14 protein-coding genes are annotated in these 11,939 nt (G+C 65.8%); 4 read left to right on the forward strand and 10 right to left on the reverse strand.

Annotation, left to right across the window (positions count from 1 at the left end):
• Window positions 1–26 precede the first annotated feature (26 nt).
• Both G5S42_RS00265 and G5S42_RS00270 read left to right on the forward strand, forming a co-directional pair.
• A complete protein-coding gene (locus tag G5S42_RS00265; RefSeq protein WP_176105011.1) occupies window positions 27–344 on the forward strand; it encodes a hypothetical protein in 318 nt (105 codons plus the stop codon).
• 29 nt (window positions 345–373) lie between these two features.
• Entirely contained in the window at window positions 374–1,003 is a 630-nt protein-coding gene (locus G5S42_RS00270) for a histone H1-like DNA-binding protein (RefSeq protein WP_176105012.1), read from the forward strand.
• Window positions 1,004–1,236: 233 nt separating this feature from the next.
• Here the strand turns inward: G5S42_RS00270 and G5S42_RS00275 are convergent, their stop codons facing one another.
• The 10 genes from G5S42_RS00275 to G5S42_RS00320 form a co-directional block, all read right to left on the reverse strand.
• Window positions 1,237–1,713 carry an outer membrane lipoprotein gene (locus tag G5S42_RS00275; protein ID WP_176105013.1) on the reverse strand — a complete coding sequence of 159 codons (477 nt, stop codon included), beginning with the start codon at window positions 1,711–1,713 and terminating at the stop codon, window positions 1,237–1,239.
• A 25-nt stretch (window positions 1,714–1,738) separates the two neighbouring features.
• Window positions 1,739–2,677, reverse strand: a complete 939-nt coding sequence (locus tag G5S42_RS00280; RefSeq protein WP_018437645.1) for a carbohydrate kinase family protein — start codon at window positions 2,675–2,677, stop codon at window positions 1,739–1,741.
• A gap of 100 nt (window positions 2,678–2,777) precedes the next feature.
• The gene (tpx, locus tag G5S42_RS00285; RefSeq protein WP_176105014.1) at window positions 2,778–3,278 is read right to left on the reverse strand and encodes a thiol peroxidase; all 501 of its coding nucleotides are present in this window, start codon (window positions 3,276–3,278) and stop codon (window positions 2,778–2,780) included.
• A gap of 72 nt (window positions 3,279–3,350) precedes the next feature.
• Window positions 3,351–4,733, reverse strand: coding sequence for a zinc-ribbon and DUF3426 domain-containing protein (locus G5S42_RS00290; protein ID WP_176105015.1), 1,383 nt, complete (start codon window positions 4,731–4,733; stop codon window positions 3,351–3,353).
• A gap of 47 nt (window positions 4,734–4,780) precedes the next feature.
• Entirely contained in the window at window positions 4,781–5,683 is a 903-nt protein-coding gene (gene prmA / locus G5S42_RS00295; protein ID WP_176105016.1) for a 50S ribosomal protein L11 methyltransferase, read from the reverse strand.
• 3 nt (window positions 5,684–5,686) lie between these two features.
• Complete coding sequence (accC, locus tag G5S42_RS00300; RefSeq protein WP_013090569.1) at window positions 5,687–7,051, reverse strand: acetyl-CoA carboxylase biotin carboxylase subunit; 1,365 nt, start codon at window positions 7,049–7,051, stop codon at window positions 5,687–5,689.
• A gap of 116 nt (window positions 7,052–7,167) precedes the next feature.
• Window positions 7,168–7,635, reverse strand: coding sequence for an acetyl-CoA carboxylase biotin carboxyl carrier protein (accB, locus tag G5S42_RS00305; protein WP_176105018.1), 468 nt, complete (start codon window positions 7,633–7,635; stop codon window positions 7,168–7,170).
• A gap of 78 nt (window positions 7,636–7,713) precedes the next feature.
• Window positions 7,714–8,169 carry a type II 3-dehydroquinate dehydratase gene (aroQ, locus tag G5S42_RS00310; protein ID WP_176105019.1) on the reverse strand — a complete coding sequence of 152 codons (456 nt, stop codon included), beginning with the start codon at window positions 8,167–8,169 and terminating at the stop codon, window positions 7,714–7,716.
• A gap of 208 nt (window positions 8,170–8,377) precedes the next feature.
• Complete coding sequence (locus G5S42_RS00315; RefSeq protein WP_176105020.1) at window positions 8,378–8,938, reverse strand: TlpA family protein disulfide reductase; 561 nt, start codon at window positions 8,936–8,938, stop codon at window positions 8,378–8,380.
• Window positions 8,939–8,957: 19 nt separating this feature from the next.
• The gene (locus G5S42_RS00320) at window positions 8,958–9,608 is read right to left on the reverse strand and encodes a UDP-N-acetylmuramate--alanine ligase (protein ID WP_176105021.1); all 651 of its coding nucleotides are present in this window, start codon (window positions 9,606–9,608) and stop codon (window positions 8,958–8,960) included.
• Window positions 9,609–9,808: 200 nt separating this feature from the next.
• On the opposite strand from G5S42_RS00320, the gene mpl reads away from it, so the two are divergent.
• Together mpl and G5S42_RS00330 are read left to right on the forward strand one after the other, a co-directional pair.
• Complete coding sequence (gene mpl, locus G5S42_RS00325) at window positions 9,809–11,203, forward strand: UDP-N-acetylmuramate:L-alanyl-gamma-D-glutamyl-meso-diaminopimelate ligase (RefSeq protein WP_176105023.1); 1,395 nt, start codon at window positions 9,809–9,811, stop codon at window positions 11,201–11,203.
• The gene (locus G5S42_RS00330) at window positions 11,200–11,814 is read left to right on the forward strand and encodes a YqiA/YcfP family alpha/beta fold hydrolase (protein WP_176105024.1); all 615 of its coding nucleotides are present in this window, start codon (window positions 11,200–11,202) and stop codon (window positions 11,812–11,814) included. Before mpl ends, G5S42_RS00330 begins: the two co-directional genes overlap by 4 nt.
• Window positions 11,815–11,939 lie beyond the last annotated feature (125 nt).

Below are 11,939 nucleotides of genomic sequence, written 5' to 3' on the forward strand. Positions count from 1 at the left end.
CCCCGGGTTAGGAGCAGAACGGCCTGATGCAAAGCGTGCCCGGTGCCTTGACGGCCCACAAACATGACAGGCACTTTGCGGACCCTTCAGTGGGATGGGCAAACTTCCCCCCGGAAAAAGCCGCTGGCGTCGTTGCCGGCGGCCCGATCAAGCAATTGCCGGCGTCGCGTCGCGACGCCGACCAGATTTGGCGCGCGGTGCCTTGGGGCACGGCGCGCCTTACCGCATTCATTAGCGTAAGCGCGTTGCACCTGCGTACGCCGATGAATAGCCCGCTTCGTAGCGCGCGCCCTGAGAAGCGTCCGCGGGAAGCGGGTTTTGACGAAGGGTGTAGTTTGAACTGACCTCATCTGAAAACCTGAAGGAGAAAATGATGGCAACTGCAAAGAAAGCCGCGGCCAAGAAGACCGCAGCAAAGAAGACCGCAGCCAAGAAGGCTGCTCCGGCTAAGAAGGCTGCTCCGGCCAAGAAGGTCGCCGCGAAGAAGGTCGCAGTGAAGAAGGTCGCAGCGAAGAAGGTTGCAGCGAAGAAGGTCGCGGCAAAGAAGGCAGCACCGGCGAAGAAAGCCGCAGTGAAGAAGGTCGCGGCGAAGAAGGTCGCAGCCAAGAAGGTCGCGGCGAAGAAGGCAGCACCGGCGAAGAAAGCCGCGGTGAAGAAGGTCGCAGCAAAGAAGGTCGCAGCGAAGAAGGCGGCACCGGCGAAGAAGGCCGCAGCGAAGAAGGCAGCACCGGCGAAGAAGGCCACGGCGAAGAAGACCGCTGCCAAGAAGGCCGCGCCTGCGAAAAAGGCTGCAGCCAAGAAAGCTGCACCTGCCAAGAAGGCTGCCGCGAAGAAGGCCGCTGCGCCTGCGAAGAAGGCTGCACCTGCGAAGAAGGCTGTCGCCAAGAAGGCCGCGCCTGCTCCCGCTGCTGCGCCTGCTGTCTCGAGCGCACCGGCGGCGACGGTGAAGACCGCGCTGAACCCGGCAGCGGCATGGCCGTTCCCGACGGGCAGCCGTCCGTAAGCGGTAGCTGTAGCAGTACGTCGACTCATCGCACGATGTGTCGGATGACCGGGTCGTGCTCGAGCTGTTGCGAGCGCCACCCGGTCAATGTCCCGTTACCGGTGTGCCGGTGGCGGGTTTTTTTTTGCCCTCACCTGAAAGAAAAACACGCATGGACCCGTGAGGGCGCATGCGTGTGATGTCGTCGTCGCGGCGCTGAACTACGCGCGGCCGCGCGGGAGGGGGAACTGCGCTTAGTGCGTGACGCGCGTGACGCCGCCGCTCGACAGCAGCCTCACGCGATCGCCGGCGCGGAAGATTTCGCCGGTGGCAGTCTGGGTGATGGCGCGCATGTCGCCGTTGTCGAGCCGCACGGTGATTTCAATGCCGTCGCGCATCGCCACACGGTTTTCGATCGCATTGCCGGCGACCGCACCGCCGATGCCGCCGACGATACCCGTCGCGACCTGGCCACGTCCGCCGCCGAACGCAGTGCCGGCGAGCGCGCCGAGCGCAGCGCCGCCGAGTGCGCCGATGCCGATCGGCTGACCTTCGTTCGTGCTGATGCGCACCGCGCGTACGCTCTCCACCGTGGCCATGCGAACCGTCTGTTCGCGCTGCGCCTGCGAAGCGGTGAAAACGTCGGGAGAGCTGCTGTTGACCGCACATCCCGACATGGCCAGCGAACCGGCGATCACGGTGGCGACGATCAGGCGACTCGAGGTTCTCATTCCCAAACTCCCATAGCACGCGATATCAGTGCAGGTCGTATCCGAAGGCCTGCTTGAACCGCTCGTTGATTTCCGCCCGGCTGGGCGCGTAGTTTTGCGGGCCTTGATGCTCGATCTTCAGTGCGCCCATCAGGCTGGCGAGACGGCCGGTGGTGGCCCAACCGAGGCCCTTCTCGATACCGTAGAGCAAGCCGCCGCGAAACGCGTCGCCGCAACCGGTGGGATCGAGTACCCGCCTGGCCGTGACCGCCGGGATCTCTTCGATACCGCCGCCGTGATGGATCTGAGCACCCTTCTCGCCGAGCGTGATGATCAGCGCATCGACCTTGCTCGCGATCTGCTCGATCGACCAGCCGGTCTTGTTGCTCACCAGCGCGGCTTCGTAATCGTTGACCGCTACATAGGTAGCAAGTTCAATGACGCGCCGCAGCGTCTCGCCGTCGAACAGCGGCAAGCCCTGGCCCGGATCGAAGATGAACGGCACGCCTGCGGCGGCCAGCTGCTCGGAGTGTTGAACCATGCCGTCATAGCCGTCCGGCGCAACGATGCCGAGCGTCAGGCCCTTCACCTCGTCGGCGCGGTTCTGATGCGACTGCATCATCGCGCCCGGATGGAACGCGGTGATCTGGTTGTTCTCGAGGTCGGTCGTGATCATCGCCTGCGCCGAGTAGGTGTCGGGCACGACGAGCACGTTTTCCGTCGACAGGCCGAGCTCTGCGAGCCGGTCCAGATAGAGCTGCGCGTCGACGGCGCCGATCGCGCCCATGATGCGCGCGTCGCCGCCGAGCAGATTCAGCGCATACGCAATGTTGCCCGCGCAGCCGCCGAACTCGCGACGCATGGTCGGCACGAGAAAGCTTACATTCAGGATGTGGACCTGCTCCGGCAGGATGTGCTCCCGAAAGCGGCCTTCGAAGGTCATGATGTTGTCGTACGCGAGCGAGCCGCAGATGAGCGTAGCCAAGGCGAGCGTTCCTGTATGAAAACGGTGGGATGGGAAGACAGACGCGCCGCGCCGGCGGCGCCGCGCGAGGCGCGGCGCCGTCGTTCGCGCGCGAGAGGGCTTACTTCAGCGCGGCGAGCGCTGCGTCGTAATTCGGCTCGTTCTTGATCTCGCCGACCAGCTCGGCGTGCACGACCTTGTCGTTCTCGTCGAGCACGACGACCGCGCGCGCGGTCAGGCCGGTCAGCGGACCGCTCGTCACGTCGACGCCGTACGCCTGCGCGAACTCGCGGCCGCGGAACGTCGACGCGGTGACCACGTTCTCGATGCCCTCGGTCGTGCAAAAGCGCGACGCCGCGAACGGCAGGTCGCCCGACACCACGATCACGGCCGTGTTGCTGAGCTTCGCGGCGGCTTCGTTGAATTTGCGCGTCGACGTCGCGCAGGTCGGCGTGTCGAGACTCGGGACGATGTTGAGCACCTTGCGCTTGCCGGCGAAGTCGGCGAGCGTCAGCGGCTTCAGGTCGCGGCCGACCAGCGAGAATGCGGCGGCCTGCTGGCCGACCGACGGGAACGTGCCGCTTACTTCGATCGGGTTGCCACCCAGCGTGACTTGACTCATGTGTTGTGCTCCGAAAAGGGCGTCAGTGACGACAATGATGCGCCCGCTCGGGAGCGGGCGCGCGAGGGTGCGTTACGGATAAAAAATCTGTACGCGAAAATTGGAGGCGATCGCGGTGCCGGTGTCGAGGTGCACGATCATCGTCTGCGTCGCGTGCGCGGGGAGGCCGGCCGCGATCACGGTGCCGGGTGGCACGTAATCCTGCGGCCATAGCACGCGCCGCACTGCGACGTTGTTCTGATCGTCGAGCAGCGTGAGTTCGATCGCGGGATAGGCGAGCGCGATGTTCAGGCGGTTGTGCAGCGGCATCTTCAGCTCGAGCTTGTGCGGACCGTCGATCTGCCGCAGATCGGAGGGCTCGACCAGCAAGCCTTCGATGTCGTGCGGCGGCGTCAGCTGGCAGCCGAGATGCGCGCAGGCCTGCGCATACAGGATCTGCGAGCGCGGCACGTTGACCATGATGGTCTCGCGTTGCCACCACGCGAGTTGCGCGAGCAGCGCAATGACCAGCAGCGCGGCGAGCACCACGCCGGCGACGATCCAGCCGACGCGCCCGGCGTCCACCGGGCGGGTTTCGCGCATCACCGGGAACGGATCGTCGCCAGCGCTGATCGGCGGATTGACCGAGAACGGCTCGCCGCTCGATGGGGTGGGCGCCGGACCTCCCGGCGGGCGCGGGCCGCCAGGGCCGCCGGCGCCGGAAGCGCCCGCGGCCGCGCCGAAACCGGCCGTACCTAAGCCGGCCGCACCCAAGCCGGCCGCACCGAAATGCGGTTCGTTGTCGCGCATGTCATGCAGGCCTGCTGGCTCGCGCCGCGCGGGTTCGTCGAGCGTGGACGGTTCGGGGCGTTCGACCTTGCGCCAGACGCGCGGCGCTTCGTCTTCGACTCGCGGTGGGGCAGCAGGCGCGGAGGGCGGGGCGACAGGCGGTTCATCGACCGCTTCGTCGGCGGGATAGGCGAACGGTTCGAGCGGCGCGTCGGCCAGCGTCGGCTCATCGTCCGCGGGTAGCGGTGCCGAGAAAGCGCCAGCGCGCAGTTCAGGTTCGGTGGCCTGGCGCGGCGTGCCCGACTTGACGGTTGCGTGCCCGGTGCCGCCAAGCGGCAGCGGCGCGAGCGGCACGCTGCTCGCGTGGTCGCGCAAACGGGAGTCGAGCGTGCTGCGTGAAATGCTGGTGGAGTCCTGTTCCGGAGCCGGTGCTCCCGAGGCCCATGCGTCACCACTAAAGTCCGGGCCTGGTTGCCGCACTCCCGACAGCGCTTCGATCGCCGCCGCGGCGGCAACCGGTTTGGCCGTGGAAAAATCGCCGCCTTCCGGGACGTCGAACAGACTGCTCGACGCGTCGAAGACTTCCTGACAGTGCCCGCACCGCACGAGGCCGCGGCGCTGAGCAAGCTGCGCCGGTTGCAGACGGAAAACAGTTTCGCAGAAGGGGCAACGCGTCGCCAGGTGCATATCGAGCCGTTGAGCCAGAGGCCGTTAGGTTGACAATACGCCTTATTCTAATTGCTTTCGCGGCGCGTTCCGGCGAGGCACACCCAACCTTCATGTTCGCGCCACACGCTGATATCGATCCAGCGCGCGTAGACCTGCGCGACTTCGTCGGCCTGGCGCGCAAGGATGCCCGACAGCGCGATGCGACCGCCCGGCTTCACTTTCGACGACAGCATCGACGCCATCAGCTTCAGCGGATTCGACAGAATGTTCGCGACCACCACGTCGAATTCGCCGGCCGGGCAGGCATCGGGCAGGCCATAGGTGACTTCGGCGTGATTGCGCTCGCTATTGTGACGCGCCGATTCGACGGCCTGCGGATCGATGTCGATGCCGATCACCGGATCGGCGCCGCACTTCTTCGCGAGAATCGCGAGAATGCCGGAGCCGCAGCCGTAGTCGAGCACGGACTGGCCGGGCTTCACCGACTGCTCGATCCACTCCATGCACAGACGCGTGGTGGGGTGGCTGCCGGTGCCGAACGCGAGGCCCGGATCGAGTTCGAGCACGAGCGCGTCGGGGTCCGGCGCATCGTGCCACGACGGCACGACCCAGATGCGCTCGCCGATCTGGATCGGATCGAACTGCGACTGCGTGAGCCGCACCCAGTCCTGCTCCTCGACCTCGCGCACGGTATAGGCCGGCGCGGAATCGAGTCCGATTTCGTTGGTCGCGGCGGTTAGCAGCACGGCCGGATCGTGCTCCGGCGCGAGCAGCGCGATCACGCGCGAATGCTGCCACGCCGTGCGATCCGGCGTGAGACCGGGCTCGCCGAACAGCGGCTGCTCGTCGGGCGTGTCGGCGTCGGCGTCTTCGACCGACACGGACAGCGCGCCCAGCTCGAGCAGCGCGTCGGACAACTCCTCCGCGTGCTCGCGCGCCAGTTCGGCGACCAGTTCCCGATAACTCATGACTTACGCTTCTTCCGCGACCTGCTGACGCGCGGCCAGCCGGTTTTCGAGGTAGTGGATGCTGGTGCCGCCTTCGACGAACTTCGCGTCGAGCATCAGCTCGCGGTGCAGCGGGATGTTGGTCTGAATGCCTTCGACCACCATTTCCGACAACGCGATGCGCATCCGGCTGATCGCCTGTTCGCGCGTGGCGCCGTAAGCGATCAGCTTGCCGATCATCGAATCATAGTTCGGCGGCACGAAATAACCATTGTAGGCGTGCGAATCGACGCGGATGCCGGGACCGCCCGGCATATGCCACGACGTCAGGCGTCCCGGCGACGGCGTGAACTTGAACGGATCTTCGGCGTTGATCCGGCATTCGATCGCATGGCCGCGGAACTGGATGTCGCGCTGACGGAACGCGAGCTTCTCGCCGGCCGCGATGCGGATCTGTTCCTGCACGATGTCGACACCTGTGATCAGTTCGGTCACCGGATGCTCGACCTGCACGCGCGTGTTCATCTCGATGAAGTAGAACTCGCCGTTTTCGTACAGGAACTCGAATGTGCCCGCGCCGAGATAGCCCATTTTCTTGCACGCATCCGCGCAACGATCGCCGATGCGGTCGATCAGACGGCGCGCGATGCCCGGCGCCGGCGCTTCCTCGATCACTTTCTGGTGACGGCGTTGCATCGAGCAGTCGCGCTCGCCGAGCCACACGGCGTTCTTGAACGAGTCGGCCAGCACCTGGATTTCGATATGCCGCGGGTTCTCGAGGAATTTCTCCATGTAGACCTGCGGGTTGCCGAACGCGCGGCCGGCTTCCTCGCGGGTCATGTTGACCGCGTTGACGAGCGCCGCTTCCGTGTGGACCACGCGCATGCCGCGGCCGCCGCCGCCGCCCGCCGCCTTGATGATGACCGGGTAGCCGATCTGGCGGGCAATCTTCACGATCTCCTTCGGATCGTCCGGCAGCGCGCCTTCCGAACCCGGCACGCAGGGCACGCCGGTCTTGATCATGGTCTGCTTGGCGGTGACCTTGTCGCCCATCATGCGGATCGTTTCCGGACGCGGGCCGATGAAGGTGAAGCCGGACTGCTCGACGCGCTCGGCGAAGTCGGCGTTCTCCGACAGGAAGCCGTAGCCGGGGTGGATCGCTTCCGCGTCGGTGACTTCGGCCGCGCTGATCAGCGCGGGCATGTTCAGATAGCTCAGATTCGACGGGGCCGGGCCGATGCAGACCGCCTCGTCGGCGAGCTTCACGTACTTGGCTTCCTTGTCGGCTTCCGAGTAGACGACGACCGTCTTGACGCCGAGCTCGCGGCAGGCGCGCTGGATACGAAGCGCGATCTCGCCACGATTGGCAATGAGGATTTTTTCAAACATAGCGGGTTTTCGACTCATCAATGGGCGCCGGGTCGGTCAAGACGCCGGCTGCCGCAGAGGACCGGTCGCGCGCCTCGGGATGAGCGGCGCGCGGGCGGCGAATGGTGCGTGCCGCGTTAGCCGACCACGAACAGCGGTTGGCCGTACTCGACCGCCTGGCCGTTTTCGACGAGGATTTCCTTGACCACGCCCGACTTGTCCGCCTCGATCTCGTTGAGCAGCTTCATCGCTTCGATGATGCAGATGGTCTGGCCTTCCTTGACCGTGTCGCCGACCTGCACGAACGGATCGGCACCCGGCGACGGCGCGCGGTAGAACGTGCCGACCATCGGCGAGGTGACGACGTGACCCTGCGGCGCGGCGGCTGCCGGCGTAGCGGGAGCGTTCGCGGCGGCCGGCGCTTCGACTGCTGCCGGCGCGGCTTGCTGGAATTGCGGTGCAGCGTACGAGGCGGACGGTTGGACGTAAACCGGCGGCGCATTCTTGACGATGCGGACCTTGCCTTCGCCCTCGGTCACTTCGAGTTCGGAAATACCGGACTCCGAGACGAGGTCGATCAGAGTTTTGAGTTTACGTAGATCCATCAGGGTGCCCCTTTCAATGCGTAGTGTGCCGGCGCGTGCAAACGTGCAGTAGCCGGCTCAAATTGGACGTGTTTGGATTCAGCCGCGCGACGTGCCGGCGGTGAGCCGGTCGAGCGCGAATTCGAGCGCGTACAGGTACCCCTTCCAGCCGAGGCCGCAAATTACGCCCTCTGCCTGGTCGGAGAAATACGAGTGATGCCTGAACGGTTCCCGGCGATGCACGTTCGACAGATGAATCTCGACGAACGGGATGCCAACCCCCGCTAGTGCGTCCCGAATTGCCACGCTGGTATGCGTGTACGCGGCGGGATTGATCAGGATGAAATCGGTTTGCTCGGTGCGGGCCGCCTGAATGCGGTCGACCAGCGCGCCTTCGTGATTGCTCTGGAACGACGCAAGCTCGACGCCTGCATCGGCTGCACGGTCCGCTAGCGCCTGATCGATCTGCGGCAGGGTCACGCGACCGTAGACCTCGGGTTCCCGGGTACCGAGAAGGTTGAGGTTGGGTCCGTGCAGTACCAGCAGGCGCGTCATGGTCGCTTCTTTTTCCGTGGAATTGCGCGCACTTTAGCGCTGATTAGAGAAACTTGTCTAGTTTCGTGCGCGTACGCGGCGACGGCCGGGGCGGCCCGCCGCCCAGCCGTGAGCCGAACTTCACTCAAATTCGGGGATTATCCGCGCATTTTCGCTCGTTCTGCACGCAAGCGGGTGCCAAAAGCGCAGCGTCAGAAATCGGGGAAATTTACAGCGTGTCGAGCGTCTGGCGCAGGGCCGTGGGGTCGATCTGGCCCAATTTTGTCGAGCGGATGTTGCCTTTTGCGTCGATCACGACGGTAAACGGCAAACCTCCCGCATTGTTGCCGAACGCGCGCGCGAGGTCGGCGCCGCCGAAGCCGGTCACGTAGATCGGGTACGCGACCTTGACCTTCTGCAGGAAGGTCTGGATGTTCTTTTCCGAGTCGACGCCGAGACCGACGAACTGGATGCCTTTCTTCGCGTATTCGCGCTGGATCTGCGACAGCTCAGGCATTTCCTGGACGCACGGGCCACACCACGACGCCCAGAAGTTGACGACGATCGGGTGGCCCTTGAGCATGCTCAGCGACTGCGGCTTGCCGTCGACATTCGTGACCGGCGCGCTCCACAGCTGCTGGACGGGGCTCGCATGGGTGTCAGGCTGTGATCCGCCCTGCGCCGCGTACGCGACGTCGGTACCGCGATTGAGCCAGTGATTGGCCAGCACGCCGCCGCCCGCGGCGACCAGCGCGACGGCCGCGCCCGCCAGCATACGTCTTGTGTTCATCGTGCTCCGTTCTGTCTGGTCAATTGGTGAAGGACGGCACCTGGTCGCCGTCGAGCAGCGCCTGCACCGCCGGCAAATTCGCCCGCGCCGTGCGGCCGCGCGCGTCGGCGCGCACCGCGCCGCGCAGGTCGTCGGTTTCATACAGCGCGACGTGGATGCCGACCGGCTCGGCGTTGCGATCGTCTGCCGGGCGCCACAGAAAGCTCAGCGTCTCCACATAGCCGCGTCCCGCGAAATGGCGCGTTTCCGACACGTCGTACTGGATGTTCGCGTTCAGCATATAGATCGCGACTTCCTTCGGGTTGTCGCAAAACACCTGCAGATGGACGTCCGAATGCTCGCCGGCCGTGCCGCCGAGCACCGCGCCCGTCAGATACGGATTGAACGGCGCGAGCCGCTCCATCCATTCGACCGCGATCACACGCAGCCGCCGCAAAAGCGCCGGCTGGCTGTCGCCCTGGAACAGCGACTGATATTCGCGGATTTCTTCTTCGATCTGGTCGTTGTCCGGCAGCCATTCGCCGGCGACACGGGTCTCGCCGACGACCTGCCGGGCCGCCTTGCGCTTCGCGCTGGCGTAGTCCAGACCGTCTTCGGCAATCAGGCGCGCAGCCGCGATCGCGATTTCCTCGCGCACGCGTTGCGGATCGAAATGTGATTTGCGGACCATCCCTGCATCATACTAGATCGGGCCTGGCGACGCGGTCGGGTGACGCGCTCGGGCGGCCCGGACGGGGCGGCGCCGGGCGTGGCCCGCAGGGGCGGCGCGCGCCGTGTCGGTTACAATAGGCGTCCTTTGCAGACGGTCGTTCCGGCCGTCCTGCGGCCTCCCATCCCTCGCAAAAAACGCCCCCACGGCACGACAGGCTTATGCATATCCACATCCTCGGCATCTGCGGCACCTTCATGGGCGGACTCGCGGTGCTCGCGCGCAATGCGGGCCACACGGTGACCGGCTGCGACGCCGGCGTCTATCCGCCGATGAGCACGCAGCTCGAGGCGCAAGGCATCCGCCTGATCGAGGGTTACGACGCGGAACAGCTGAACGGCCTGAACGCGGATCTATTCGTGATCGGCAACGTGGTCACGCGCGGCAACCCGCTAATGGAAGCGATTCTGGACCGCGGCCTGCCGTACGTGTCCGGTCCGCAGTGGCTCGGCGAGCACGTGCTGAACGGCAAATGGGTGCTGGCCGTGGCCGGCACGCACGGCAAGACCACCACGAGCTCGATGCTGACCTGGCTGCTCGAAGACGCAGGCCTGAATCCGGGCTTTCTGATCGGCGGTGTGCCGCTGAATTTCGGCGTGTCGGCGCGGCTCACCGATTCGAGCTTCTTCGTGATCGAAGCCGACGAATACGACACCGCATTCTTCGATAAACGTTCGAAGTTCGTCCATTACCGCCCGAAAACGGCGGTGCTGAACAACCTCGAATTCGATCACGCCGACATCTTCCCCGACCTCGCCGCGATCGAAACCCAGTTCCATCATCTGATCCGCACGGTGCCGCGCCTCGGCCGGGTCGTCACGAACGGCCGCGAGGACGCGCTCGAGCGCGTGCTGACGCGCGGCTGCTGGAGCGAGGTCGAGCGCTTTGGCGTCCAGGGTGGCTGGGAGATCCAGCCGGCGGAGCAGGGCGTGCCCGTTGACGAACGGTTTGCCGTCTATCACAACGGCGAGCGCGTCGGCGTGGTCGACTGGCAGGTGCAGGGCGAACATAACCGCATGAACGCGCTCGCCGCGATTGCCGCCGCCCGCCACGTCGGCGTGCCGCCCGCGCAGGCCGCGAAATCGCTGTCGAGCTTCCGCAACGTGAAGCGCCGCATGGAAGTGCGGGGCAGCGTCGACGGCGTGACCGTATACGACGACTTCGCGCATCACCCCACCGCGATCGAGACGACGGTGGCCGGGCTGCGTGCGCGCGTCGGTCGCGACAACACGCGAATTCTCGCGGTGCTCGAACCGCGCTCGAACACGATGAAGCTCGGCGTGATGAAAGCGCAACTGCCGGCAAGCCTCGCCGACGCCGACCTCGTGTTCGGCTACGGTGCGCCGAGCGGGCGCGACGCGCTCGGCTGGAACCTCGGCGAAGCGCTCGCGCCGCTCGACGGCAAGGCCCAGGCGTTCGACAACCTCGACGCGCTCGTGAAAGCGGTGGTCCACGCGGCGCGCCCCGGCGATCAGATTCTGGTGATGAGCAATGGCGGCTTCGGCGGCGTGCATCAGAAGCTGCTCGACGGTCTTTCGACGCGAGGCGCGTCGTGATTCTCTATCTGCACGGTTTCCGTTCGTCGCCGAATTCGTTCAAGGCGCGTCTGCTCGCGGCGCGTCTTGCCGAACTGGGCCGCGCCGACGAGTGGTGCTGCCCGATGCTGCCGGTGTCGCCGTTCGAAACCGTGGTGCTCGCCGAATCGCTGGTCGCCGACGCACGCGCGAAGGGCGATGCACGACAAGTGACCGTGATCGGCAGTTCGCTGGGCGGCTACTTCGCCACGCACCTGGCCGAGAAGCACGGCTGGCCGGCCGTGCTGCTGAACCCGGCGGTCGTGCCGCAGCGCGACCTGAGCGCGTATCTCGGCGAGCAGCCGTTGTGGCATGGCGGCGGCAGCATCGTCGTCGAGCCGCATCATCTGGACGAATTGCGCGCGCTCGGCGTCGCGTCGATCACGCGGCCCGAACGCTATTATTTGATGGCAGCCACCGGCGACGAAGTGCTCGACTACCGCGAAATGCTCGCGCACTATCCGGGCGCGCGCACCACGCTGATCGAGGGCAGTGACCATGCGATCAGCGAGTTCGCGCAGTACCTCGACGACGTGCTGGCCTTCTGCGACGGCGAAGACGTCGAGCCGCCGGCGCCGCGCGCGGCGGCCTGACGGCGCGCCAGGGCGGCGGCACCGATGCCTGCAAGGACATCAGCCGTAAAGACACACCGACCGCAACCGCTGGTCGCAAGATTCAACCCGCTGGCACGCGCAGTGCGCGCCGCGGATTCACTATC

This window comes from Paraburkholderia youngii (assembly GCF_013366925.1).
In the GTDB taxonomy this organism is placed as follows: domain Bacteria; phylum Pseudomonadota; class Gammaproteobacteria; order Burkholderiales; family Burkholderiaceae; genus Paraburkholderia; species Paraburkholderia youngii.

Excerpts from the sequence above, each read along its gene's own strand:
- prmA (WP_176105016.1), bottom strand. The coding sequence starts at position 5,683 with ATGAGTTATCGGGAACTGGTCGCCGAACTGGCGCGCGAGCACGCGGAG.
- G5S42_RS00315 (WP_176105020.1), bottom strand. The coding sequence starts at position 8,938 with ATGAACACAAGACGTATGCTGGCGGGCGCGGCCGTCGCGCTGGTCGCC.
- G5S42_RS00265 (WP_176105011.1), top strand. The coding sequence starts at position 27 with ATGCAAAGCGTGCCCGGTGCCTTGACGGCCCACAAACATGACAGGCAC.
- G5S42_RS00320 (WP_176105021.1), bottom strand. The coding sequence starts at position 9,608 with ATGGTCCGCAAATCACATTTCGATCCGCAACGCGTGCGCGAGGAAATC.
- G5S42_RS00270 (WP_176105012.1), top strand. The coding sequence starts at position 374 with ATGGCAACTGCAAAGAAAGCCGCGGCCAAGAAGACCGCAGCAAAGAAG.
- G5S42_RS00290 (WP_176105015.1), bottom strand. The coding sequence starts at position 4,733 with ATGCACCTGGCGACGCGTTGCCCCTTCTGCGAAACTGTTTTCCGTCTG.
- aroQ (WP_176105019.1), bottom strand. The coding sequence starts at position 8,169 with ATGACGCGCCTGCTGGTACTGCACGGACCCAACCTCAACCTTCTCGGT.
- tpx (WP_176105014.1), bottom strand. The coding sequence starts at position 3,278 with ATGAGTCAAGTCACGCTGGGTGGCAACCCGATCGAAGTAAGCGGCACG.
- mpl (WP_176105023.1), top strand. The coding sequence starts at position 9,809 with ATGCATATCCACATCCTCGGCATCTGCGGCACCTTCATGGGCGGACTC.
- accC (WP_013090569.1), bottom strand. The coding sequence starts at position 7,051 with ATGTTTGAAAAAATCCTCATTGCCAATCGTGGCGAGATCGCGCTTCGT.
- accB (WP_176105018.1), bottom strand. The coding sequence starts at position 7,635 with ATGGATCTACGTAAACTCAAAACTCTGATCGACCTCGTCTCGGAGTCC.
- G5S42_RS00275 (WP_176105013.1), bottom strand. The coding sequence starts at position 1,713 with ATGAGAACCTCGAGTCGCCTGATCGTCGCCACCGTGATCGCCGGTTCG.